Source organism: Variovorax sp. OV700, from assembly GCF_900099805.1.
Taxonomy (GTDB): Bacteria; Pseudomonadota; Gammaproteobacteria; order Burkholderiales; family Burkholderiaceae_C; genus Variovorax.
On the sequence record NZ_FNDR01000012.1, the window covers coordinates 88,635 to 113,178 of the forward strand.

Annotated in this window: 21 protein-coding genes, 1 other RNA gene and 1 pseudogene; 15 read left to right on the forward strand and 8 right to left on the reverse strand. The window is 67.6% G+C overall.

From position 1 onward, the window contains the following. Nucleotides 1-142 precede the first annotated feature (142 nt). The 3 genes from BLR24_RS31200 (at nucleotide 143) to htpX (ending at nucleotide 2,719) form a co-directional block, all read left to right on the forward strand. Nucleotides 143-952 (forward strand): NYN domain-containing protein, encoded by an 810-nt coding sequence (locus BLR24_RS31200; protein WP_093021772.1) that lies wholly within the window; start codon nucleotides 143-145, stop codon nucleotides 950-952. Beyond that, nucleotides 949-1,692: a DUF3025 domain-containing protein gene (locus BLR24_RS24020; protein ID WP_093021775.1), complete on the forward strand. Its 744-nt coding sequence runs from the start codon at nucleotides 949-951 to the stop codon at nucleotides 1,690-1,692. Before BLR24_RS31200 ends, BLR24_RS24020 begins: the two co-directional genes overlap by 4 nt. Before the next feature lie 151 nt (nucleotides 1,693-1,843). Then, entirely contained in the window at nucleotides 1,844-2,719 is an 876-nt protein-coding gene (gene htpX / locus BLR24_RS24025) for a protease HtpX (protein WP_093021778.1), read from the forward strand. 101 nt (nucleotides 2,720-2,820) lie between these two features. Here htpX and BLR24_RS24030 read toward each other — a convergent pair whose 3' ends face one another. From BLR24_RS24030 to cysK, 4 genes are all read right to left on the reverse strand, one after another. Then, nucleotides 2,821-3,627, reverse strand: a complete 807-nt coding sequence (locus BLR24_RS24030; protein ID WP_093021781.1) for a ProQ/FINO family protein — start codon at nucleotides 3,625-3,627, stop codon at nucleotides 2,821-2,823. 51 nt (nucleotides 3,628-3,678) lie between these two features. After that, nucleotides 3,679-4,311, reverse strand: a complete 633-nt coding sequence (locus BLR24_RS24035; RefSeq protein ID WP_055801564.1) for a flavin reductase family protein — start codon at nucleotides 4,309-4,311, stop codon at nucleotides 3,679-3,681. 12 nt (nucleotides 4,312-4,323) lie between these two features. Continuing rightward, nucleotides 4,324-5,964 carry an NAD(P)/FAD-dependent oxidoreductase gene (locus BLR24_RS24040; RefSeq protein ID WP_093021784.1) on the reverse strand — a complete coding sequence of 547 codons (1,641 nt, stop codon included), beginning with the start codon at nucleotides 5,962-5,964 and terminating at the stop codon, nucleotides 4,324-4,326. Nucleotides 5,965-6,116: 152 nt separating this feature from the next. Beyond that, nucleotides 6,117-7,034: a cysteine synthase A gene (gene cysK, locus BLR24_RS24045; RefSeq protein ID WP_093021787.1), complete on the reverse strand. Its 918-nt coding sequence runs from the start codon at nucleotides 7,032-7,034 to the stop codon at nucleotides 6,117-6,119. A gap of 104 nt (nucleotides 7,035-7,138) precedes the next feature. Here cysK and rnpB point away from each other — a divergent pair. Continuing rightward, nucleotides 7,139-7,486: RNase P RNA component class A (gene rnpB, locus BLR24_RS24050), an RNA gene on the forward strand. A gap of 38 nt (nucleotides 7,487-7,524) precedes the next feature. Here the strand turns inward: rnpB and BLR24_RS24055 are convergent. Genes BLR24_RS24055 through BLR24_RS24065 form a run of 3 tightly spaced genes read right to left on the reverse strand, consistent with a single transcriptional unit; the run spans nucleotide 7,525 to nucleotide 10,509 of the window. Further along, nucleotides 7,525-8,079, reverse strand: coding sequence for a hypothetical protein (locus tag BLR24_RS24055; RefSeq protein WP_093021790.1), 555 nt, complete (start codon nucleotides 8,077-8,079; stop codon nucleotides 7,525-7,527). A gap of 46 nt (nucleotides 8,080-8,125) precedes the next feature. Continuing rightward, nucleotides 8,126-8,836 carry an RNA pseudouridine synthase gene (locus BLR24_RS24060; RefSeq protein WP_093021793.1) on the reverse strand — a complete coding sequence of 237 codons (711 nt, stop codon included), beginning with the start codon at nucleotides 8,834-8,836 and terminating at the stop codon, nucleotides 8,126-8,128. After that, nucleotides 8,833-10,509 (reverse strand): MBL fold metallo-hydrolase, encoded by a 1,677-nt coding sequence (locus tag BLR24_RS24065; protein WP_093021796.1) that lies wholly within the window; start codon nucleotides 10,507-10,509, stop codon nucleotides 8,833-8,835. The genes BLR24_RS24060 and BLR24_RS24065 overlap by 4 nt, the downstream gene beginning before the upstream one ends. Nucleotides 10,510-10,628: 119 nt before the next feature. Between BLR24_RS24065 and BLR24_RS24070 the strand changes: the two genes are divergently transcribed. Together BLR24_RS24070 and BLR24_RS30795 are read left to right on the forward strand one after the other, a co-directional pair. Beyond that, nucleotides 10,629-11,639 carry a Bug family tripartite tricarboxylate transporter substrate binding protein gene (locus tag BLR24_RS24070; RefSeq protein ID WP_175543338.1) on the forward strand — a complete coding sequence of 337 codons (1,011 nt, stop codon included), beginning with the start codon at nucleotides 10,629-10,631 and terminating at the stop codon, nucleotides 11,637-11,639. A 146-nt stretch (nucleotides 11,640-11,785) separates the two neighbouring features. Then, nucleotides 11,786-12,019 (forward strand): hypothetical protein, encoded by a 234-nt coding sequence (locus BLR24_RS30795; RefSeq protein ID WP_217636339.1) that lies wholly within the window; start codon nucleotides 11,786-11,788, stop codon nucleotides 12,017-12,019. 69 nt (nucleotides 12,020-12,088) lie between these two features. On the opposite strand, the gene BLR24_RS24075 is transcribed toward BLR24_RS30795, so the two are convergent. Continuing rightward, entirely contained in the window at nucleotides 12,089-12,613 is a 525-nt protein-coding gene (locus BLR24_RS24075; protein ID WP_093021799.1) for a glycine zipper domain-containing protein, read from the reverse strand. Nucleotides 12,614-12,786: 173 nt separating this feature from the next. On the opposite strand from BLR24_RS24075, the gene BLR24_RS24080 reads away from it, so the two are divergent. The 9 genes and pseudogenes from BLR24_RS24080 (at nucleotide 12,787) to BLR24_RS24120 (ending at nucleotide 24,527) form a co-directional block, all read left to right on the forward strand. Beyond that, nucleotides 12,787-13,530: a hypothetical protein gene (locus BLR24_RS24080; RefSeq protein ID WP_093021802.1), complete on the forward strand. Its 744-nt coding sequence runs from the start codon at nucleotides 12,787-12,789 to the stop codon at nucleotides 13,528-13,530. A 175-nt stretch (nucleotides 13,531-13,705) separates the two neighbouring features. Next, entirely contained in the window at nucleotides 13,706-15,334 is a 1,629-nt protein-coding gene (locus BLR24_RS24085) for a methyl-accepting chemotaxis protein (protein WP_093022010.1), read from the forward strand. A 20-nt stretch (nucleotides 15,335-15,354) separates the two neighbouring features. Continuing rightward, on the forward strand, nucleotides 15,355-15,819 hold the full coding sequence (locus BLR24_RS24090) for a chemotaxis protein CheW (protein WP_093022012.1): 465 nt from the start codon (nucleotides 15,355-15,357) through the stop codon (nucleotides 15,817-15,819). Then, entirely contained in the window at nucleotides 15,819-17,081 is a 1,263-nt protein-coding gene (locus BLR24_RS24095) for a CheR family methyltransferase (RefSeq protein ID WP_093021806.1), read from the forward strand. The genes BLR24_RS24090 and BLR24_RS24095 overlap by 1 nt, the downstream gene beginning before the upstream one ends. A gap of 3 nt (nucleotides 17,082-17,084) precedes the next feature. Next, complete coding sequence (locus BLR24_RS24100) at nucleotides 17,085-17,783, forward strand: chemotaxis protein CheW (protein ID WP_093021809.1); 699 nt, start codon at nucleotides 17,085-17,087, stop codon at nucleotides 17,781-17,783. Next, nucleotides 17,780-20,015, forward strand: a pseudogene (locus BLR24_RS24105) (hybrid sensor histidine kinase/response regulator). Before BLR24_RS24100 ends, BLR24_RS24105 begins: the two are co-directional and overlap by 4 nt. Beyond that, nucleotides 20,012-21,055 carry a chemotaxis response regulator protein-glutamate methylesterase gene (locus tag BLR24_RS24110; RefSeq protein ID WP_093021812.1) on the forward strand — a complete coding sequence of 348 codons (1,044 nt, stop codon included), beginning with the start codon at nucleotides 20,012-20,014 and terminating at the stop codon, nucleotides 21,053-21,055. The pseudogene BLR24_RS24105 and the gene BLR24_RS24110 overlap by 4 nt, the downstream one beginning before the upstream one ends. A gap of 62 nt (nucleotides 21,056-21,117) precedes the next feature. Further along, complete coding sequence (locus BLR24_RS24115) at nucleotides 21,118-22,089, forward strand: diguanylate cyclase (protein WP_093022016.1); 972 nt, start codon at nucleotides 21,118-21,120, stop codon at nucleotides 22,087-22,089. A 77-nt stretch (nucleotides 22,090-22,166) separates the two neighbouring features. Continuing rightward, on the forward strand, nucleotides 22,167-24,527 hold the full coding sequence (locus BLR24_RS24120) for a phosphocholine-specific phospholipase C (RefSeq protein ID WP_093021815.1): 2,361 nt from the start codon (nucleotides 22,167-22,169) through the stop codon (nucleotides 24,525-24,527). Nucleotides 24,528-24,544 lie beyond the last annotated feature (17 nt).

Consider the following 24,544-nt stretch of genomic DNA (forward strand, 5'->3'; position numbering starts at 1 on the left):
AGTCGCCCAACGCGCGACATCTGAAGTTGGCACGATCCAGTCGAGGGACACCACGGAACCGGCTTTGCCGGGCCGTTGGTGTCGCCCCCAGTGAGGGGGAGGGAGAAGCGACACGAAGTGCGCGCAGCCTGGGGGTGGGCCAATGATTCGCGTGATGCTGCTGATCGATGCCGACAACGTCTCGGCCGACGTGATCGAGCAGGCCGTGCAGCGGACCATGGCCGAGCACGGCGCCATTCACATACGGCGTGCTTACTGCAATGCCGAAACCGCGCTCAAGCAGCAGACGCTCTTCAAGCGCCTGTCGGTGCGGCCGATGGTCAATCTCTCGGCCGGCAAGAACAGCACCGACATCGCGCTCGCGGTCGATGCCATCGACCTCGTGATTGCCGAGCGCCCCGACGTGGTGGTGCTGGTGTCCTCCGACTCCGACTTTGCGCCGCTCGTGATCCGCCTGCGCGAAAAGGGCTGCCGCGTCTGCGGCCTCGGCCAGCAGGGCAAGACTGGCGAAGAGACCGTGGCGGTGTACGACGAGTTCACCGACCTGCGACACCACGGCGCGGCGCTCGCGCCGGCTGCGGCGCCCATCGCGCCGGCCAGGAAGGCCGCAGCCAAGGTGGCCGCGAAGCGCGCACCCGCCGCCAAGGCCGGCAAGAGCATGGCCACGCCAGCCCGCAAGACCCCTGCAGCCAAGACGCCGGCCCGAAAGACGGCCAAGTCCGCCAAGCCGGCGCAGCCGCCTTCCGAGGCGGCCGAGTTCATCCTGCAGGCGGCACCCGCATTGCGCAGCGGCGCCGACGTGCCGCTCAACGACGTGGCCCAGGCATTGCGCGCGGCCGGGCTGCTGGGCAAGCACGGCAGTTCGCTCAAGCTGTTCGACAAGCTCCCTGCGGAGTTCGCCGTGCTGCAGCACCCCGACCGCATCCGCTGGACCGGAGCCCCCGCGCCTTGAGCCTGGAGGCGATCGACTGGGCGCAGCCCTGGCTCGCGCCTTATCGGGCCATTGGCGAAGCGGCGGCGCACACCGCGCTCTGCACCTCCGTTGCCGCGGCGCTGGCGCAGGGCGCCAAGCCGGCTTCCGCGCCCACCTTCGTGCCGCAACTGGACCTGCCCGCGGGCCGTGCCTACGAAGCCCACATCTTCCAGACCGGCACCGTGCCGACGCGTGACAACCTGCACGACTTCTTCAACGGGCTGGTCTGGCTGGCGTTTCCCGAAACCAAGCGCCGCCTCAATGAATTGCAAGCCGCGGAGATCGCCCGCAACGGCGTCACCTCCACGCGCGGTCCGGTGCGCGACGCGCTCACGCTCTTCGACGAGAACGGTGCGGTGCTCGATGCACCCGCTGCGTTGTGGAAGGCGCTGGCCGCGCGCGACTGGCACACCCTTTTCGTGACGCAGCGCGCGCTGTGGTCCGAGGCGCGCCTGATCGTGTTCGGCCATGCGCTGCTCGAGAAACTCACCGCCCCGCGAAAGGCGATCACGGCGCATGTGCTGCTGCCGCCACCTTCACCGGATGCCCGCGGACCGCAGGCGCTCGACGATCGGGCGCTGGCGCGCAGCGTCGATGCGGAATACCTCGCGCAAAAACCTTTCGTCCCGCTGCCGGTGCTCGGCGTGCCGGGCTGGTGCGTGGACAACTCCGCAGCGGATTTCTACAACGATCCCAAGGTCTTCCGGCCCGGTCCGTAGAACTTTTGCTCCTATCATCGCTCTACCCGCCAGCCGCGGTGCGGCTCATCCAGAATCCAAACAACACAGGAAGAGCGTCATTTTCTGTACGGCTTGAAGAGGGCTATCCGGTCCTCATCTATGCGGCAGCATTCCCCACGGAGAATTCAACTTGAAACGTATCCTTCTGTTCGTTTTGACCAATGTGATGGTCGTTGCAGTGCTTGGCATCGTTGCCAGCTTGCTCGGCGTCAACCGCTTTCTGACGGCCAACGGGCTGAACCTCACGGCGCTGCTCGGCTTTGCGCTGATCATGGGCTTTGGCGGCGCGATCATTTCGCTGCTGATCAGCAAGCCCATGGCCAAGTGGACGACCAAGCTGCACATGATCGACAACCCCCAGTCGCCCGACGAGGCCTGGATTGTCGGCACGGTGCGCAAGTTCGCCGACAAGGCCGGCATCGGCATGCCAGAGGTCGGCATCTTCGAGGGCGAGCCCAATGCCTTCGCCACCGGCGCGTTCAAGAACTCGTCGCTGGTGGCGGTGTCCACCGGCCTGCTGCAGGGCATGACGCGCGAAGAAGTCGAGGCCGTCATCGGCCATGAGGTGGCGCACATCGCGAACGGCGACATGGTCACCATGACGCTGATCCAGGGCGTGATGAACACTTTCGTCGTCTTCCTGTCGCGCGTGATCGGCTACGCGGTCGACAGCTTCCTGCGCCGCGGCGACGACCGTTCGTCGGGCCCCGGCATCGGCTACTACGTGAGCACCATCGTGCTGGACATCGTGCTGGGCTTTGCCGCTGCCATCGTGGTGGCATGGTTCTCGCGCCAGCGTGAGTTCCGCGCCGACGCCGGCGCGGCCGCGCTGATGGGCAACCGCCAGCCGATGATGAACGCGCTCGCACGCCTGGGCGGCCTGCCGGCCGGCGAGCTGCCCAAGGCGGTGGAAGCCATGGGCATCACGGGCAGCATCGGCAAGCTGTTTGCCACGCACCCGCCGATCGAAGAGCGCATTGCGGCGCTGCAGAACGCGCGCGGCTGATCGTTCCGCTCGGATGGCAAAAAGCCGCCGCGGTTTGGCCGTGGCGGCTTTTTTATTTGTGCGCGTTACCGCATTTCAGTACGAACGCGCTCGCAGGCCTGTCAGGCCGCCGGAGGAACCTGCTGCCGCTCGCCCCGTGCGCGTGCGAGCGTGCGTGCCACCTCGTCGGCATTCATGCCGTACATCTCGGCAAATTCATGCTCGCTGCTGCGGCCGCTGGCTTCGAAGGCGCGCAACAGCGCTTCGCGCTTGGCGGCTTCGCGGGCCAGTTCGGCCAGCGCTTCGTCGAGCACGGCATTGGTTTCTTCGTCGCGCGAGCGCACCAGCACCGCATAGGCTTCGCGGTCGAGGCCCGAGGCTTCCACGGCCCGGGCGATGCGCGCCACCAATTGCGGGCGCAGATCTTCGCCGCTGCGCTGGGCGCGGCGGCGGTGGAGTTCGAGGATGGCGTGGTGCACATGCTCGGGCGCAACGGGTTCCACCACGTTGCCGTCGAGATCGTGGCGCGCGAGGCCTGCGGCCACCGCTTCGAGGTAGCGCGTGGAGCGTGCGTGCAGGCCCAGCGCGACCTTCAGGTCGTCCTTCTTGAAGTCGTCCGGGTGCTTTTCGAGCAGGTCCTGGAACACGCCGAGCTTGAGCGGCAGGAATCGTGCGCCGAACATGTTCGGGTAGAGCTCGAACAGTTTCTCCAGCGCGGGATGCACCTTGCGCGAGCGCGCCGGCTGTTGCGGCTGCTGGGCTGCTGCCTGCTTCGGCTTCTGTTTTTGCTGCTGCTGCCGTGGCTGGCGCGGCGGGCGCGGCGACCGGGGCGGGCGTCCATCGGTGGCCGTCTGCGTGGCGGCGGCGCCCTCGGCTTCCGTCGGCTGGACTTCCTGGATTTCTTCTTGAGGCGTAGCGGTGTCGGTCATCGGTCGGTTCTTGTCAGGTTGGCAGCGGCGGAAAAAACGGATTCCGCGCGCTCAGCGCGGGCGGAACATCTTGAAGAGATTGTCGGGGCTGATCTCGAAGTAGTCGGCGGGGCCGCCTCCGCGCAGGATGGGCTGCGCCGCGGCGGTGTCGTAGATGCCGTCCTTCAGCAGGTGCCGTGCAATGTGCACGCCCACCACTTCGCCGAGGATGAGCCACGTGGGCACCGGCACGCCGTCCACGCCTTCGAGCTGCAGCACCTGCGTGAGCCGGCACTCGAAGGACACCGGGCTCTCGGCCACGCGCGGCACCGCGATGTGGCGCGACGCCGCAGGCGTGAGGCCGACGAGCTCGAACTCGTTCACCTCGGGCGGCACGGCCGCGCACGACTGGTTCATCTGCTCGGCCAGCGGCCGGGTGGCCAGGTTCCAGCCGAACTCGCGCGTCTGGCGGATGTTGTGCAGGCTGTCCTTGGCGCCGATGCTCGCAAAGCCGACGATCGGCGGCGTGTAGTTGAAGGCGTTGAAGAAGCTGTAGGGCGCGAGATTGAGCGCGCCGTTTTCGTCCTGCGACGAGATCCATCCGATCGGCCGCGGACCGACCATCGCGTTGAACGGATCGTGCGGCAGGCCATGGCCCTTGGCGGGCTCGTAGAAGTGGAAGTCGTCGTTGTTATTGCTGGACACGAAAGTCGCTCCTTAAGCCCCCGCGACGCTGCGCGCCACGGCTTCGGCCACCTTGATGCCGTCCACGCCGGCCGACAGGATGCCGCCCGCGTAGCTCGCCCCTTCGCCAGCCGGATAGAGGCCGCGCACGTTGAGGCTCTGGAAGTCGTCGCCGCGCGTGATGCGGATCGGCGACGAGGTGCGCGTTTCCACACCGGTGAGCACCGCATCGTGCAGGTCGAAGCCCTTGATCTTGCGGCCGAAGGCGGGAAAGGCTTCGCGCATCGCCTCGATGGCGTAGGCGGGCAGCGCCTGGTGCAGGTCGGTGGGCGTGACGCCGGGCTTGTATGAAGGCTGCACGCTGCCGAGCGCGGCGGAGGGCTTGCCCGCGACGAAGTCGCCCACCAGTTGGCCGGGCGCGCGGTAGTCGCCGCCGCCGAGCACGAAGGCGTTCGATTCGAGATCGCGCTGCAGCGCGATGCCGGCGAGCGCATCACCCGCGGTCTCGGCCGTCCAGCCGGGAAAGTCGCGCGGGTCGATGCCCACCACGATGCCCGCGTTGGCGTTGCGCTCGTTGCGCGAGTACTGGCTCATGCCGTTGGTGACCACGCGTCCGGGCTCGCTGGTGGCCGCCACCACCGTGCCGCCCGGGCACATGCAGAAGCTGTAGACCGAGCGGCTGTTGCTGGCGTGGTGCACGAGCTTGTAGTCGGCCGCGCCGAGCAGCGGATGGCCTGCGTGGCGGCCCCAGCGTGCGCGGTCGATCAGGCCCTGCGGGTGCTCGACGCGAAAGCCGATGGAGAAGGGCTTGGCCTCGAAGTGCACGCCGCGCGCGTGCAGCATCTCGAAGGTGTCGCGCGAACTGTGGCCGAGCGCCATCACCACGTGGTCGGCGCGCAGTTCGCTGCTTTGGCCGGTGGCCTGGTCGAGCACGGTGAGGCCGCGAAGCTGGCCGTTCTCGATCTGCACGTCGGTCACGCGCTGTTCGAAGCGGATCTCGCCGCCCAGCGACACGATCTGCTCGCGGATGTTCTCCACCACCTTCACCAGCTTGAAGGTGCCGATGTGCGGATGCGCGACGTAAAGAATCTCGGGCGGCGCGCCGGCCTTCACGAACTCTTCCATCACCTTGCGGCCGAGGAAGCGCGGGTCCTTGATCTGGCTGTAGAGCTTGCCGTCGGAGAACGTGCCGGCGCCGCCTTCGCCGAACTGCACGTTCGACTCGGGGTTGAGCACGCTCTTGCGCCACAGGCCCCAGGTGTCGCGGGTGCGCTGGCGCACGGTCTTGCCGCGTTCGAGCACGATGGGCTTGAAGCCCATCTTCGCGAGCATCAGCGCCGCGAAGATGCCGCAGGGGCCGAAGCCGATCACCACGGGCCGGGGCGCGTCTTCGGGCGCCTGCGCCGGCGGCGTATAGCGCATGTCGGGCGCGGGTTGGATGTGCGGATGGCCGGCATGCCGGGCGAGCAGCGCGGCCTCGAGCTTCGCGTCGGCCAGCTGCACGTCGACGATATAGACCTGCAGCAGCTGCGGCTTGCGCGCATCGAAGCTGCGCTTGAACACCTTGAACTCGCGCACGCTGGAAACCGGCGTGTCGAGGGCGGTGGCAATGGCTTGGGGGAGGGCCGCGTCGTCGTGGTCGAGCGGCAGTTTGATTTCGGAAATTCGCAGCATGTCGGTGGGGCTTGTATTTATCAAGCAACCTGCGATTTTACGTCGTCATTCGTGGAACACCGAGGAACCGGCTTTGCCGGGCCTCTGGTGTTGCCCCCGGTAGGGGGTTGGCGTAGCGACACGAAGTGCGCGAAGACTGGGGGCGAGCCAGATTACGGCAGGAAGCCTTCGACCGAGAGGTAGCGCTCGCCGGTGTCGTAGTTGAAGCCCAGCACCACTGCGTCGGGCGGCAGCGTGGGCAGCTTCTGCGCGATGGCCGTGAGCGTGGCGCCAGAGGAGATGCCGACCAGCATGCCTTCCTCGACCGCGCAGCGGCGGGCCATTTCGCGCGCCGGTTCGGCGTCGACCTGCAGCACGCCGTCCAGCAGCGAGGTGTCGAGGTTCTTCGGGATGAAGCCCGCGCCAATGCCCTGGATCGGGTGCGGCGAGGGCGCGCCGCCGGAGATCACCGGCGAGGCCACCGGCTCCACCGCAAACACCTGCAGCTTCGGCCATTTCTTCTTGAGCACCTTGGCCACGCCGGTGATGTGGCCGCCGGTGCCCACGCCCGTGATCAGCACGTCGATGCCGTCCGGAAAATCGGCCGCGATCTCCTCGGCCGTGGTGCGCATGTGCACGTCGACGTTGGCCGGGTTGTTGAACTGCTGCGGCATCCACGCGCCCGGCGTGCCGGCCACGATTTCTTCGGCGCGGGCAATGGAGGCCTTCATCCCGCCGGCGCGCGGCGTCAGGTCGAAGGTGGCGCCATACGAGAGCATGAGGCGGCGGCGCTCCATCGACATGCTGTCGGGCATCACCAGGATCAGCTTGTAGCCCTTGACCGCCGCAACCATTGCCAGACCGATGCCCGTGTTGCCCGAGGTGGGCTCGACGATGGTGCCGCCGGGCTTCAGCGCGCCCGATCTTTCGGCGTCTTCGACCATCGACAGCGCGATGCGGTCCTTGATGGAGCCGCCCGGATTGGCGCGCTCGGACTTGATCCACACCTGCTGCTTCGCATTTCCAAAGAGGCGGTTGATGCGAATGTGCGGCGTGTTGCCGATGGTCTGGAGGATGTTCTGGGCTTTCACTGGATCTCCTTGGGCTTTGTTGGGGTCGGGGCAAGTCGGTCGAGGTGCCATTGTGGAACGGGCCGCCAGCGGATGCGAGGGGATCAGGCGATAATTGCGCCCGTGAAGCACGCCAGACCGCCGCTGGTGCAAGCCCGAAAGGGGTGACGCCGCAAGGCGCCGCGTCGAAAGACCGCACTGGAGGAACGTCCGGACTGCACAGGACAGCGCAGGAGTTAACGACTCTCCACCGTGAGGTGAGGATCAGAGCAACAGAGACGAGCCGATTAAGTTCGGGTGAAACGGGCAATCTCTGCGCGCAGCAACACCAAGTAGGCCAGTATCGAGGTGGTTCCGCTGAGCTGGCGGGTAGGTGGCATCGAGCCGTTTGGCGACAAGCGGCCCAGAGTAATGGCGGTCACGTTGGGGGCAACCTCAACGCACAGAATCCGGCTTATCGGCGGGCTTCACACTTTTTTCTTTCCCTGGCGGCACCGGGCCGCCAGCGGGCTCAGCGCGTGAACAGCCAGCCGCCCCTGGGTTGGCGCGTCAGCTCATGGCGCCTGACGGAGCGCTCCTCGCCGTCGTCGCCCACGTACACCACGTCGAAGCGCAGCAGCTTCGGCGACACCATCTTCCAGTTCTGAATCCGCTTGACGGTCACGCAGGCCGTCTTGTCGTGGTACTGCATTTCCGCCATGGGGCCGCCCTGGAAGCTGCCGCTGTCGAACAGCCGGCCCGGCGCCGCGAAGGGGTTGAGCACGGCGCCGTTGCGCGCGGTGATGCAGCCTTCGGTGCGCACGAATGATTCGATCGTTGGCGCCGCGCTGCGCACGATCCTGGCCACGGCCGGGATCGGCGGATTGGTGGCGATCTCCTCGCGGATGCGTTCCACCTGCTCCTCGGTGATCGGCGCGAGCCCGCTGGGCGACACCACCGGCGGCGGCGCCGCGGGCGGTGGCTGCATGGATGCGGGCAGCAGCGGTGCCAGGTAACTGCAACCCGCCAGCGCCAGGGTAACGGTGCACGCGAGTGCTGCTGCGGTCCTGCGTCCTCGGAACTTCATGGCTTTTTGCCTCCTTGTCGTCAATAGCCTCTTTGTTGTTCTCTTGTCAGAAGCGTTCGTGCGGCGATAGATAGCGCCACTGCCCGGGCTCCAGCCCCGCCAGCGGCACACGGCCGATGCGGATGCGCCGCATCGCGAGGATGCGCAGGCCCGCTTCGTCGCACAGGTGCGCGATCTGCCCGGGCCGCGCACCCTTGAGCGCAAAGCGCAGGCCGGTCTGGTCGTCGGCCTGGCGGCCGATGCTCACGCGCGCGGGTGAGCGCTCGAAGCGCACCATCTGCTCGGGGCTGACCGTGCCCGCCACGTCGACCATGACTTCGTGTTCGATAACGCCCGCGTCTTCATGCAGCTTGCGCTCGATGCGCCAGTCTTGCGTGTAAACGACGAGTCCGCTGGCGCCGGTTTCCAGAGGCGTCATGCAGTTCTGGCCCTTGGCGTGCGCCGGCAAGAAGCGCATGCCCGCGCGTTCGGGCTCGTGATGGTTGGCGGCCACCAGCAGCCGGTGCGCGGTTTCGGTCGGCATGCCGGCCGGCTTGTGCAGCAGCAGGGTGACGGGCAGCACCGGCTCGGGTTTGGCGCCGGGTTCGATCTCGACCTTCTGATGGTCTTGCACGCGCGACTGCGGCAGCAGCGCCGGCACGCCGTCGACGCGCACCGCGCCGTTCTCGATGAGCAGTTCGGCCTCGCGCCGCGAGCAGCCGGCGAGGGCGGCCACGCGCTTGGCAAGTCGAATGCCTTCTTCGTTAGGGCCGTTCATGGGATGGAAGCCAGTTGCCGAATGCGCGCGACGTGCGCCGCCAGCGAGCGGGCCGCCACCGGCCACATGCGCTGGGGCACGTCGTCGTAGGCAAGGGCCAGCCAGTCTTCGGGCGTGCCGTCGGGGAGTTTCTTCATGGCGGATGCAATCTTGGCTTCGCGTTTCAGGCGATGCGCTTTCAGCTGGGCGATGGCGGCGCGGGCGCTGCCGATCACGTAGCCGTGGGCGGGGAGGATGAATTCGATGCCGCCCGCTTCGCAGGCCGCGTCGAGTTTGTCCAGCGAATCGAGGTAGGCGTTCATGTCGCCGTCGGGCGGATCGATCACCGTGGTGCTGCCGTTCAGGATGTGGTCGCCCGAGAACAGCAGCCCGTCTTCCTCCAGCGCCAGGCACAGGTGGTTGGCGGCGTGGCCCGGCGTGTGGATGGCGCGCAGCGTATGGGTGATGCCCTTGCCTTCGGCCGTGGTGCCCGAGAGCACCAGGCGCTCGCCGCCCTGCAGTTCGCGCTCGGCCGCAAAGCGGGCCGACGAGCGCGCCGTGGGCGCCGAGGACAGTCCAAGGATCGGCGGCTTCGTCTCCTTGCACAGCGCCTGCAGCGGCGCGGCGCCGGGCGAATGGTCGGCGTGCGAATGGGTGCACACGATCATGCGGACGTCGCCCTGCGTTGCGCGCCAGAGCCGGCCGATGTGCTCGGCGTCGTTCGGGCCCGGGTCGATCACGAGGTAGCCCGTGGTCGCGTCGCCCACGATGTAACTGTTGGTGCCCGGCCCGGTCATGGCGCCGGGGTTGGGCGCCGTGAGGCGTTGCACGTTTCCGAGCAGCGGCACCGGGCGCTCGCTTTGCCAGTCGAGAGCGTGAAGCATCTGGCCATCGGGGCACACCAGTGCGAGCTCCCCAAAGGGCGAATCGCTTTCCATGTAGCGCGCTTCTTGCCCGCGCAGCAGCCCGGCGCGCGGGCAGCTGGTCCACAGCGGTTTCTCGACGCCGTCCCTCGGCGCGCAGGCTTGCAGCACCGCATCGACGTTGGCATAGGCCGCCAGCCGCTGCAGCGTGCGCACGGTCGGAAAGATCATGAAGAAGCTGCCCGCCGCGTGGCGCGCCAACGCGTCGGCCGGCCGCACCCAGCAGGGCTCGAACTGCTCGCTCTCGTCGGCCGTGGGCGCCTGGCCCTCGGGCATGCGCGCCACCAGAAAAGGCACGTCGAAGCGCTTGGGCAGGTCGCGGTCGGTGATCCAGTGCGCCAGGCTGAACACCTGGTCGGCCGCGAGCATCAGTTGGCGCTCTTCGCATTGCAGGGCGAACGAGATGGGCGACGTGGTGCTGCGGTCCATCAATGCGATGTCCTCCATGCGCACGGGGCTGCCGTCGGCATGGCGCGCCAGCAGCACGCCAAGCTCCTCGAAGCCTTCGCGAATGGCCGTGATGGCCTGCGTCAGCTGGATGCCGCTTTGGGTGGGGCGATGGGCGGCGATGCGCTTGGCGGTCTCGTCGGCTTCATCGATGTGGCCGCCGGGAAATACATAGGCGCCTGGCGCAAAGCTTGCAGTGTCGGAGCGACGCGTCATCAGCACTTCGATGCCGGCTTCGGAATCGCGCAGCAGCAGCACGGTGGCTGCCGCGCGCACGGGCACGGGCTCGCGTGCGGGGTGTAGTTGTTGGGTGGGGCGGACCATGCGGCGATTATGGAGAGGTGATGCGATGCGTCTGCGCTGCGCATAAGCTCATTCCCGATCGGGCATGAACCGCGCGCCACAATCCCGGGCTGCAACGCCCGCATCGAGGAAAGACAGTCATGACCCATTCTCCCTTTTCGCATTCCTTCAAGCACAACCTGCTCGCGGCCGGCGCCGCCCTGTGCGCAGCCTTGTCGTCCAGCGCCTTTGCACAGGCCGATTGGCCGCAGCAGCCGGTCACGCTGATCATGGGTTTTCCGGCCGGTTCGGGCGTCGACGTGGTGGCCCGCGCCATTCAGGAGCCGTTGTCCAGGCAGCTCGGAAAGCCGGTCATCATCGACTACAAGTCGGGTGCCGCCGGCAACATTGCCAGCGAGTACGTTGCGCATGCCAAGCCCGACGGCTACACGCTCTCGTTTGGCACCGCTGCCACGCACGGCAGCAACGCCGCGCTCTACAAGAAGCTGCCGTTCGACGTGGAAGCCGACTTCGTGCCGGTGGCGCCGGTACTCGACGTTTCTAACGTTCTCACCATCAACCCGGACGTGATCAACGCGCGGACATTGAAGGAGTTCGTCGATCTCGTCAAGGCCAACCCCGGCAAGTACAACTATGCGTCTACAGGCAACGGCGCGGGCACGCACATGGCCTTTGCCGAATTCAATTCGCGCCTCGGATTGAGCATGGTGCACGTGCCCTACAAGGGCGGCCCCGAGGCCATCACGTCGGTGGTGCGCGGCGAGACCTGCTGCATCATGAACCAGGTACAGACGGTGCTGCCGCACTACAAGGCCGGCAAGGTGCGCCTCCTGGGCGTGACTACCGCCACGCCGGTGGCCGCCGTGAAAGAGGTGCCCACCATTGCCTCGAGCGGCCTCGCGGGCACCAAGGGTTTCGACAGCTCGATCTGGTTCGGCATCTTCGCCCCCAAGGGCACCGATGCGCACATTGTCGAAAAGCTCAACGCCGCCGTGAAGACGGTGCTCGAGCAGCCCGAGATCCGCGAGCGCTTCGAAAGCCAGGGCAACACCGTGCGCATCGAGTCGCCCGCGCAGTTCAAGAAGACCGTGCACGACAACCGCGTGAAGTGGGCCGAAGTGGCAAAGGCCGCGAACATCAGCATCGACTGAGGGCGGGAAGTCCTGGCTGCCTGTGTCGGCGCCGGGAGAGCTGCTGGCAAGCAACAAAGTCGTTGACAGAAAGGTCTTGGGGCGGATTCCGGCCTCCAGGCCGTATGCTGGCGTCGCCGTCCCACTGGACGGCGAAAGGGCCTGAATTGGACACAGACCTGAGTCTGGAATGCAACCCGAGGCTACCGGCGGGCTGGGCGTTCGAACTTCGCATGCACCGCGACGTGGCGGGCGACTTCATCGGCACCGGGCTGCTCCGGTTGCGCGGCGTGGACATGTGCTATCTCACGCTGGCCAGCCTCGACAATGAACGCGCCGAGGCCCTGCGGCGCATCAAGAGCCGCGTCGAAGCCTGGCTGGACGAATGGCATTCCCGGTAAGCCGGCACGAGCCCTGAAGAAACGGCCCTTTCGGGCCGTTTTTTTCTTCCCCTCCTGCACCCTCGCGGCTCAGAGTCCGTCGCGGTCGGAGTCTCCGGGTACGGCGCGTTCCACGGTGTCGCTCACGCGCTGCCATGCGTCGCGCGTTGCGTGCTTGGCGCGCTCCCACTCCAGCGAAGAGCGCCCACGGGCCGTGCCCCAATCGCGGCTCAATTCGGGCTCGACGTCCTCGAACCTGCGATTCGGGTAGCGCGAATAGGCATCGACGCCATAGCGGTACGCCGGTGCATAGTCGTCGTAGCTCGATCCGCCCGTCACGTAGGAGCGTCCGGCGTAGTTGTCGCGCCAGTAGGCATCCTCGACGTCGGGGTCGATCTTTGCCATGCGCCGGCCGGCCAGCGCCCCGGCTGCTGCGCCAACCGCTGCGCCTACGGCAGCGCCCACGGGGCCGGTCATGCCGCCAACGGCCGCGCCTGCGGCGGCACCACCCGCCACACCACCGACCGTGCCGCCGATCACGGCTCCGGCACCCGTCGCGGCGGGATGCGAGTCTTCCTTGTCACTGGTCTTGCGGGAGTCTTTGAGATCAACCATTGAATGTCTCCTTATCACGTTGAAGGGAGAACCAAAGTTGTACCCACTGTCCTGTGGACGACAGCGCCAATGCGCTTGTCGGCATGAAGGGGGCGGGCGGTACGGCGTGACAGTGCGCACCTACAGTTGCAGGCACCGGGGCGGCGCCGGCTTGGCTTACTACACTCGCCGCAATGAGCCCTTCCACTCCACTGCAGCAAGTCGTGCGGGATCGCCTCGTCTCCTGTTTCCGGAGCGGCGATGCCATGCGCAGCCGAAGCGTGAGCGACGTGGTGCTGTCGGGAACGGTCGACGTGCCCGCACCGCCCGCAAGGCTGGCGGCCGACTGGGAACGCGAGATCTCGTCGCACCTGCGCCTGGAACCCGGAGACGTCGAGGCATTGCCCTTGGCCCGGGCGCGTGCGCGCTGGCCGGACTACAAGCGCTGCGTGCAGGCGGTGGCCGATTGGACGCGCACGCTCGGCCTCGGCGAGGTGCTTGCCTCCAGCGACGTCGCCCTCATGGCCTGCCGTGGCGCGCGGTACCACCACGACGGCGCGCAATATGGCGCTGCGGCCTTCTGCAATCTCTTCTTGAGCGAGGACAAAGGGCTGGACGTGCACTTTCCCTGCACCGGCCAGCGGATTGCTCTTGCGCGGGGCACGGTGCTCGTCTTCGACACGGGCCAGCCTCATGCCGTGGTCCGGCGTGGCAGCAGCGAGTTTCGTGCAGACGACTTCGGGCCCGAACAGGACTGCAGCCAGGTGTTCCTGACCTGGGAGCTTCCCATCGAAGACACCCACGTGGCGCGCGCGCTTCAGATCGCCTTCGATGTCGACGCGCCAAAGTCGGTGCAGTTGAATGAAGAGCAGGTGTGGGTGAACGGCGAGCAGGCCAGCGTGTGCCCGGAGTCCGGCCGGTGGTGCCGGGCCGGCTGAGCGTATGTTCACACCGTGGTGCAGTGCCGCCGGGGCGGCAGCTGGCTGGACAGGAAGCATAAAGACTGCTGCCTAAAACCCCAGCTTGACAACGGCTTGGCCTGCGCCCACTGTCGCGCCCAGTTCCCATCTTCCGGAGTTGCCGAGCGCGACGAGTCGCCACGCCACGAACCTGATGAACACCTGGACCATACGACAGCGCATTCTTGCCAGCTTCGCGGCCGTGCTGGCACTGATGATCGTCATGGGCGCTGTTGCCCATGCCTGCCTCGCGCGCGTGGCGGAGGACGCGACCGTCATCCAGAAGGATGCCGTGCCGGGGATGGCGGTCAGCGGCCAGCTGAAAGCCGCGTGGCTCGACAATTTCGCGCTCACGCAGAAGCACGTTCTCGAAACCGAGGATGCCGAGATGCGCAGTGTCGACGCGCAGCTGCAGGCCAGCCGGGCCAATATCGAGAAGCTGTCCCGCAGCTACGAAGCCACCATCTTCACGGCCAAGGACCGGGAGAACTTCGACGCATTCCTGAACCTTCGCGCGCCCTATCTGCGTGTGCAGGAAGACGTTCTGCGGTTGAGCACGGAAAACAAGACCCCCGAGGCTCGCGCGTTGCTGCACAACCAGCTCGATCCGCAGTTCGCAAAAATCCGTACCGCCCTTCAGGCCGTTGCCGACTTCAACACCTCGAATGGCGAGGAGGCCGCCCGGCAGATCATGGGGGCGGTGACGACTGCCACAGTGTCCATCGTGATCAGTCTTGCCGCTGCCCTTCTGCTCGCGCTGGCGCTCGGCTACGCGCTGCTGCAGTCGATCACCCGGCCGCTGGGCCGCTTGCTCACGGCCGCCGATGCGATCAGCACCGGCGACTTCACCCAGCGCCTGGACCTGGAGCGGCGCGACGAGTTCGGCACGCTGGCGCAGGGGTTCAATCGCATGACGGAGCAGCTGACGGTGCTGTTCGGCCAGGTGCAGAAGTCCGGCATCCAGGTCAACACCTCCGCGACCGAGATTGCCGCCACGTCCAAGGAGCAGCAAGCCACCGCCAGCGAGATCGCCGCCACCACCACCGAGATCGGCGCCACGTCGCGGGAGATTTCCGCCACCTCGCGCGAGCTGGTGCGGACCATGAGCGAGGTGTCGGAGGTGGCCGAGGAAACCGCCACGCTGGCGGGCGGTGGGCAGGAAGGCCTTTTGCGCATGGGCGAGACCATGCACAAGGTGATGGAAGCCGTCGGGTCGATCAACGCGAAGCTTGCCGTGCTGAGCGAAAAGGCCGGCAACATCAACCAGGTCGTCACCACCATCACCAAGGTGGCGGACCAGACCAACCTGCTGTCGCTCAATGCGGCCATCGAGGCCGAGAAGGCCGGCGAATTCGGGCGCGGCTTTGGCGTGGTCGCAACCGAGATCCGCCGGCTCGCCGACCAGACGGCCGTGGCCACCTACGACATCGAGCAGATGGTCAAGGAGATCCAGTCGGCCGTGTCGGCCGGCGTCATGGGCATGGACAAGTTTTCGGAGGAGGTGCGCCGCGGCATGCAGGAGGTGCAGCAGGTCGGCACGCAGCTGTCGCAAATCATCGCGCAGGTGCAGGCGCTGGCGCCGCGTTTCGTGGCGGTCAGCGAGGGCGTGCAGGCGCAGGCCACGGGTGCCGAGCAGATCAGCCAGGCGCTCACGCAGTTGAGCGAAGCCGCCCAGCAGACCGTCGATTCGCTGCGCCAGTCCGGCCAGGCGATCGACGGCCTGCACCTGGCCGCCGGCGGTCTGCGCAGCGGAGTCTCGCGCTTCAAACTGGCGGAGGCGTGAGGCAAGCGAGGGCCGGCCAGATGCTGTTCCTCCTTTTTCAACTCGGCACTGAACGCTACGCGCTCGACGCGGGCCAGGTCGTCGCCGTGCTGCCGCGGCTCGGCGTGAAAGAAATCCCCCACGCGCCCCCCGCGGTGGCCGGCCTGTGCCACTACCGCGGGAGCCCGGCCCCGGTGATCGACCTCGGCCAACTGGCGCTCGGCCGCCCCTCGGCAACCCGCCTGAGCACGCGCATCGTGCTCGTGAATTTTCCTGATCCGACCCACGGGCCCCACCTGCTGGGCCTCCTGGCCGAACGCGCGACCGAAACGCTGCGGCGCGATGAAGGCGACTTCGTTCCGGCGGGTGTCAGCATCGATGCGGCGTCCTACCTGGGCCCGGTCACAGCCGACGCGCGAGGGTTGATCCAGCGCATCGAGGTGCAGCACCTGCTGCCGCCGGCGCTGCAGGCGCTGCTGTTCAAAAACGAGGCGATGCCAGCGTGATGGACGTCGCTCCGTTCGAGCAGCTGCTGAAGCAGGCAATGGGCCTGGACGCCGCCTCGATCGGCTCGGCCGTCGTCCGGCGCGCGGTACAGGAGCGCCTGGCCGCCTGCCAGCTGCCGGATGCACAAGCCTATTGGGAGCGGCTCGGCAGTTCGGCGCCCGAGTTGCAGGAACTCATCGAGGCCGTGGTCGTTCCGGAAACCTGGTTCTTCCGCGATCCTGCGTCCTTCGCGGCGCTGGCACGCCTGGTTGGCGAAGGCGGGCGCGCCAAGCAGGGGCTGATGGATCTACGTCTGCTGAGCGTGCCGTGCGCGACGGGAGAAGAGCCTTACTCGATGGCCATGGCGCTGCTGGATGCCGGTTTTCCGGAAAGCGCCTTGCGTATCGACGCCGTCGACATCAGCACCCGCGCGCTGGTGCGGGCACAGCGTGCCGTGTACGGCCGCAACTCGTTTCGCGGCAGCGACCTGGCGTTCCGGGATCGCTACTTCGTCGAAACCGCCGGCGGCCATAGTCCTGTGGACGAGGTGCGCCGGCCGGTGCGATTCCGGCATGGCAACCTGCTGGAGGGCCTCATGGTCGAGGCGGAACTCTACGACGTCATCTTTTGCCGCAACGTGCTGATCTACTTCGATCGCGCCACGCAGGATCGCGCCATCGCGGTGTTGAATCGGCTGCTCAAGCCGCGCGGCTGGCTGTTCGTCGGTCCGTCGGAAACGGCCTTGCTGTCGGACCACGGCTTCATCTCCGCGAGGCTTCCGCTCGCGTTCGCCTTCCACAAAGGGCCGCCGGCTGTCGGCGACACGAAGATGCTGCGCGCGGTGCATGCGCCTGACACACCCGTGCGCAGGCCGAAGCCAGTGGCCGCGGCCCCATTTCCATCCGCCGCCCGGCCCCGACTCGTTCCCACGCCTGCCGCGAGGCCCCGGCTAGCGGCGCCGGCCGAGGCGCCGACCGGCATCGATAACGCGCGGCGCCTTGCCGACCAGGGGCACCTGGCCGAAGCTGCGGCACATTGCGAGGCGCACCTGCGCCAACACGGTCCTTCGGCCGAGGTGTTTCACCTGCTCGGCCTGGTGCGCGACGCGAGCGGCAACGCGGAAGATGCGGCCCACCAGTACCGCAAGGCGCTTTACCTGGAGCCCGACCATCACGAGGCGCTGATCCATCTCGCGCTGCTGCTGCGCAAGCGCGGCGACGAGGCCGGTGCGCAGCGCCTGCAGCGGCGCGCGAGCCGGCTGCACCAGGGCGGCGGGGCCTGATCGATGAATGCCGCACCGATGCTTGCCGAAGGCTACGGGCATGCCGCCATCGACGATTGCTGGAATCGCATCGGCGTGCAGGGCGACGGCACCTGCCCACAACTCAAGCAGCACGTGCACTGCAACCGGTGTCCCGTCCATGGCGCTGCCGCACTGGCCCTGCTGGACCGGGAGGCGCCGCCCGACTACCTTGCCGAGTGCACGCGCCACATGGCGCAGGCGCCCAAGGCCGGTCAGGCCAACGTGGACTCGGCGATCGTCTTTCGCATCGGGACCGAATGGCTGGCGCTGCCGACGCAGGTCTTGCTGGAAGTTGCGGCCCTGCCTCCGATCCATTCGCTGCCCGGGCGGCGCGGAGGCATCGTGCAGGGCGTGGCCAACGTGCGCGGCGAACTGCTGGTCTGCGTGCTGCTCGGCAGCATGCTGGGCCTGGCGCGCGCCACTGAGGCGGGGCACGCACGGCAGCGCGAGGCGTTGCGGCGCCTGGTGGTGATTGGCGTCGACGGCCAGCGGCTCGGCTTCGCAGTCGACGAGATGCATGGCATCGCGCGCTTCGATCCCGGCACGCTGAAGGAGGTGCCGGCCACCGTCGCCCGCGCCACCGCCCCTTACTCGAAGGCGATCCTCGCGTGGCACGAGCATTCGGTCGGCCTGCTCGACGAGCAATTGCTGTTCTACACACTTCACCGGAGCCTGGCGTGACCGCCAAGGATCTCAGCGAACTGTCGATGCTGGAGCTGTTCCGCGTCGAGGTCGAGAACCAGGCGCCCCTGCTGACAGCGGGGCTGCTCGCACTGGAGCGGGACCCGGAGGCGGCCGATCAGCTGGAGGCCTGCATGCGCGCAGCCCATTCGCTCAAGGGCGCCGCGCGCATCGTCGACATCGCCGCCGCGGTCGGCGTGGCCCACGCCATGGAAGACTGCTTCGTGGCTGCGCAGGAGGGCAGGCTGCGATTGCGCCAGGACCACATCGACCTGCTGCTCGGCGGCGTGGACCTGCTCGCGCGCTTTGCCCATTCCTCGGAGATGGAGCCGCTCGACTCGCCGCAGGTGAAGGCATTCGCCCTGGCGCTGGAAAGCGCAATGCAGGACGACGGCATGAGCGATCCGGCGCCGGACGCGGCGGCGCCGGCATCCGAAGAGGCGCTCCTGAGGGCGCCTGCCGCCATGGCCGAAAGCGCCGCCCAGGACCGCGTGGTGCGCGTCAGCGCCGACAACCTTAACCGGCTGCTCGGCCTGGCCGGCGAATCGCTGGTGGCGGCGCGCTGGCTTCGGCCCTTCGCAGACTCCTTGCTGCGGCTCAAGCGGCTGCAGCACGAGGCGGTGCAAAGGCTCGACGCGCTTCACGACCACGCCGCCGCGCCGACGGCATCTCCGGAAGAGCGCACCCGGATTGCACTGGACGAGATCAAGCGGCGCGTCGTCGAGTGCGAGCAGTTGCTGGCAGAGGGGCTCGCCGACGTGGAGACATTCGAGCGGCGCTCGGCCGACCTGTCGCGCCGGCTGTACGACGAGGCGGTGGCCTGCCGCATGCGGCCCTTCGCCGACGGCGTCCATGCCACGCATGCTGCGCGACCTCGGCCGCTCGCTCGGCAAGCAGGTCCGGCTCGAGATCGTCGGTGCCGCAACGCCGGTGGACCGCGACGTGCTCGAGCGGCTGGATGCACCGCTCGGCCACCTGCTGCGCAATGCGATTGACCACGGCATCGAATCGCCGGAGCAGCGCCGTGCCGCGGGCAAGCCCGCGGAAGGCATCGTCCGGCTCGAAGCGCGCCACAGCGCCGGTGCGCTGGAGATCTCCGTCTCCGACGACGGGCGGGGCATTTCGCTCGACGCCATGCGCCGCGCCGTGGTCGAACGCAATCACACCAAGGCCGAGCTTGCGGCCGAGCTGTCGGAGGCCGAACTGTTGGAGTTCCTGTTCCTGCCCGGCTTCACGCTCAGCAATCGCGTCACCGATATGTCGGGCCGCGGCGTCGGGCTGGATGCCGTGCAGGACATGGTGAAGCAGGTGCGCGGCAGCGTGCGCGTGTCGACAGAGGCCGGGAAGGGCACGCGGTTCCAGCTGCAATTGCCGCTCACGCTCTCGGTCGTGCGCACCTTGCTTGCGGACGTCGGCGGCGAGCCCTATGCCTTTCCGCTGGCCCGCATCGTCCGCGCCTCGAAGGTCGCGCCCGGGCAGGTCGAAATGCTCGAAGGTCGGCAGCACATCGAGGTCGACGGACGGCGCATCGGACTCGTGACCGCACACCAGATCCTGCAGACGGAGGAGCCCCAGGCCGCCGGCGGCGACCTGGCGGTGGTCGTCATCGGCGACCACGCCGAAACCTATGGCGTGGTGGTGGACCGCTTTCTCGGTGAGCGCGAGCTCGTGGTGCACGCACTCGATCCGCGCCTGGGCAAGATCAAGGACATCAGCGCCGGTGCGTTGATGGAAGACGGCTCGCCGGTGCTCATCATCGACGTCGAGGACATGATCCGCTCGGTGCAGAAGCTCATCGCATCCGGCCATCTGAGCCAGGCCCAGCCGGGCCATGCCGCGGTCGATGGAAGAAGGCGCAAGCGCGTGCTGGTGGTCGACGACTCGCTGACGGTGCGCGAGCTCGAACGCAAGCTGCTCGCGCAGCACGGTTACGAGGTCGAGGTGGCCGTCGACGGCATGGACGGCTGGAACGCCGTGCGCACCGGCCACTTCGACCTGCTGGTGACCGACGTCGACATGCCGCGCATGGACGGCATCGAACTGGTGGGCCTGGTCAAGAAGAACCCCAACCTGAAAGCCCTGCCAGTCATGATCATGTCGTACAAGGACCGCGCCGAAGATCACCGCCGCGGGCTGGAGGCCGGCGCCGACCATTACCTGACCAAGGGCAGCTTTCACGACGAGACGCTGCTCCAGGCGGTGGTCGACCTCATCGGCGAGGCCGTCGCATGAAGATCGCCATCGTCAATGACCTGCCGATGGCGGTGGAGGCTCTTCGGCGCGTGCTGGCGCTGCGGCCTGAGCACCACGTGGTCTGGGTGGCCGAGAACGGCGCAGAGGCCGTGCAGCGCTGCGCAGAATTGAGGCCGGACCTCATCCTCATGGACCTGCTGATGCCTGCAATGGACGGCGTGGAGGCCACGCGCCGCATCATGTCCGCGACGCCGTGCGCCATCCTGCTCGTGACCGCCGACATGGGCGCCAACACCTCCCGCATCTTCGAGGCGATGGGCCACGGGGCGCTCGATGTGGTCGATGCGCCGGCCATCGGCAACGGTGACCCGCGGACCGGCGCCGCGGCCGTGCTGGCAAAGATCGAGATCATCGCCCGGCTGATCGGCGACCGCCGCCCGTCCACTGCGACCGGCGGCGCGGAAGTCGCGACGGAACCTGGAGCGCGCCGGCCGGAACGCCTGGTTGCCATTGGCGCGTCGGCGGGCGGGCCGGCGGCGCTGGCCACGTTGCTGCGCGGGCTGCCGGCCGACTTTCCGGTGGCTATCGTCATCGTCCAGCATGTCGACGAGCAGTTTGCCGCCGGCATGGCGCACTGGCTGTCGCAGCATTCGGCGCTGCCCGTCGAGCTGGCCCGGGAGGGCGATCGGCCATCTCCCGGCAGGGTGCTGCTGGCGGCGACCAATGACCATCTGCGGCTGGTCTCGCGCGAGCGGCTCGCCTACACGCGCGCCCCGCAAAGCTATGTGTACCGCCCGTCGGTCGACGTGTTCTTTCACAGCGCCTGCACGCTGTGGCGCGGCGAGGTCGTCGGCGTGCTGCTGACCGGCATGGGGCGCGATGGTGCGCATGGCCTGAAAGCCTTGCGCGACAAGGGCCACTACACCATCGCGCAGGACCAGGCCAGCAGCGCCGTCTATGGCATGCCCAAGGCCGCCGTGGCGATGGATGCGGCGGTCGACGTGCTGCCGATCGAGGCGATTGCGGCGCAACTGTGCAATGTTCTTTCCACCCAGATCGAACCCGGGGGATCACCATGATCGAAACCGAATCGCAAGAGGGCGGCGTGCCAAGCGCGCCCGCTGGCAAGACCTACCGGGTCATGGTGCTGCTGGTGGACGACCAGGCGATGGTGGGCGAGGCGGTGCGGCGCGCGCTGCTGAATCAGCCGAACATCGATTTCCACTACTGCTCCGATCCGGCCGAAGCGCTTGCGGTGGCCGAGCAGGTCCGGGCGACGGTGATCCTGCAGGACCTGGTCATGCCCACCATCGACGGGTTGACGCTGGTTCGCCGGTACCGCGCCAATCCGGCCACCGCGGAGATACCGATCGTGGTGCTGTCGACCAAGGAAGACCCGGCGGCCAAGGGCGACGCCTTTGCTGCCGGCGCCAACGACTATCTCGTCAAGCTGCCGAGCCAGGTCGAGCTGATTGCGCGCATCCGCTACCACTCGAGGGCTTACCTGAACCAGCTGGAGCGCGACGAAGCCTATCGCGCACTCCGCGAAAGCCAGCGGCAGTTGATGGAAAAGAACATCGAGCTGCAGCGAATGACTCATTCGGACGGGCTCACCGGGGTCTGCAACCGGCGCCGTTTCGATGAATACATCCAGGAGGAATGGAGCCGGGCGCTGCGCGACCAGAGCGCGCTCTCAGTACTCATGATCGACATCGACGACTTCAAGCAATACAACGACACCTACGGCCACCTGGCCGGCGACGAGGTCTTGAAGAAGGTGGCGAACACCTTGCAGCTGAACGTCAGCCGATCGTCCGATCTCGTTGCCCGCTTCGGCGGCGAGGAGTTCGCGCTCATCATGAGGACCACGCCCCAGGAGGGCGCTCTCGCCGTGGCCAGGAGGCTTCGCATGTCTGTGGAGGGCATGGGGCTGGTGCATAGCCGTTCCTCGGTGGCCGGATACCTGACCGTGAGCGTCGGCGGCGCATCGATGGTTCCTTCGCGCGGCAGCTCCTTTCTCGATCTCATCGAAGCCGCCGACAAGGCGCTCTACGAGGCCAAGCGAGCGGGCAAGAACCAGGAGGCGATGTACGAGGGCGCGGACGGGCCGTGACGGCGTCATCGTCGCTACATCGCGGTGTCACAGCCGCTTCGTACGCTGGGGGCCGTCTATAGAAACCGGACACCGCCATGACCACACGCCGCAAGTTTCTTCACAGCGCAACCGGCACCGGCATTGCCGCCGCCACGCTGGCGACCTTTCCCCCGAGCATTCGCCGCGCGCTGGCCATTCCGGCGCACCACGAGACCGGCACCATCAAGGACGTGAAGCACGTGGTGCTGCTGATGCAGGAGAACCGCTCCTTCGACAGCTACTTCGGCACCTTCAAGGGCGTGCGCGGCTACGGCGATCGCTTTGCCGTGCCGGCGCCCAACGGCAAGACCATCTTCCACCAGACCTACACCAAGACCACGCCGCCCAGCACCTATGTTCCCTACCGACTCGACGAGAGCAAGGGCAACGCGCAGCGCGCGGGCAGCACGCCGCACAGCTGGTCGGACTCGCAGGCCGCATGGGACCATGGCCGCATGTTCAAGTGGCCCGACGTGAAGAACCTGCTGTCGATGGGCTACTACGACACCGCCGAAGTGCCGTTCCAGCGCGCGCTGGCCGAGGCCTTCACGCTGTGCGACCACTACCACTGCGGCATGCACACCGGCACCATTGCCAACCGCTTGTTCTACTGGAGCGGCACCAACGGGCCGAACGGCATCAGCCCCCTCGACGGCAGCAAGGTGCAGCTCGCGGTGCTGAACAACCAGTTCAACGCCGGCAACGACATCGGCGCCTCCAGCGAAGGCTGGACCTGGACCACCTATGCCGACCGGCTCGAGAAGGCCGGCGTGAAATGGAAGGTCTACCAGAGCCTGATCGACAACTTCGGCTGCAACGAGATGATGAGCTTTCGCCATTGGCGCACCGCGGTCGAGCAGATGCCGGCGGCGCGCCGTCCCGTGTATGTGCCGGCGACCGACATCACGCAGCCGGTGACCGCCGCCGGCCCGTTCTACGACGCGGCCATCGACGACCCGCTCAGCCCGCTGGCCAAGGGCTTCGGCAACACCATGCCGTATGGCTTTCTCGAAACCTTCCGTGAAGACATCCGCAGCGGCACCTTGCCGGCGGTGTCGTGGATCATTTCGCCTTCGGCCTACAGCGAGCACCCCGGACCGTCGAGCCCGGCCAAGGGCGGCTGGTACGTGCAGGAAGTGCTGGACGCGCTGACCTCCAACCCCGAGGTCTGGAGCAAGACCGTGCTGCTCATCAACTTCGACGAGAACGACGGCTTCTTCGACCACCTGCCTTCGCCCGCGGTGCCGTCGCGCAACCCTGATGGCTCGCTGGCCGGCGCCACCACGCTGGCCGAGGCCGACGTGGCCGTCGAATATCACAACTACACGCCGGCCACGCCCAAGCAGCCCGCCGTGGACGGCCGGCCCTACGGCCCCGGCCCGCGCGTGCCGATGTGGGTGGTCTCGCCGTGGAGCCGCGGCGGCTGGGTCAACTCGCAAGTCTGCGACCACACCTCGACGCTGATGTTTCTGGAAAAGTGCTTCGGCGTGGCTGAGCCGCAGATCAGCAAGTACCGCCGCGCCGTCTGCAGCGACCTGGCCACCGCCTTCAACTTCGAGCGCCCCAACGACGAGCCGCTGCCCACGCTGGCCGGGCGCAAGACCAAGGCCGATGCCGATGCGCTCACTGCCGCGCAGCAGGCGCTGCCGGGCATCGTGCCGTCGCCCGACGCTGCCCTGCCGGCACAGGCCACCGGCGTGCGCCCCTCGCGCGCGCTGCCTTACGAACTGCACGCAAGCGCGCGCAGCGATTCGCTCAATGGCCGCGTGCAGCTCCTGTTTGCCAACAGCGGCAGGGCTGCCGCCGTGTTCCACGTCTACGACAAGCTGAACCTGGCGGACCGTCTGCCGCGCCGCTATGCGGTTGAGCCTGGCAAGCAGCTCGACGGCTACTGGAGCGCCATGACCGACAACGCGGGCCTGTACGACCTGTGGGTGCTCGGCCCCAACGGCTTTCACCGCCAGTTCAAGGGCGACCTGAACCGGCTGCGCGCCGGCGGTGCGCCCGCGCCCGAAATCCGGGTCGCCTACGACTCGCGCCGCGGCGACATCTATTTGCAGATGCGCAACGACGGCCAGCGCGATTGCCGCTTCACCGTGCAGTCGAACAAGGCCTATCCGCGCCCCGATGCGTACCAGGCCGGCGGCAGGGACCGCAACGGCAACAATAGCAACTACGCGCAGGCCAACGACGACAAGGGCGTGTACGGCAACAACCCCGACGGCTCGTGGAGCGTGCGCGTCAAGGGCGGCAGCGACACCCACATGCGCTGGGGCCTGGACGCCAGCGGGCAGTGGTACGACTTCGTGGTCACCTGCGATGCCGACGCGTCTTTCTACCGGCGCTTTGCGGGCCGCATCGAGACCGGCCGGCACTCGGTGAGCGATCCGGCCATGGGGCTGCCCGACCGCTTCTGACCGAAGCCGGCAAAGAG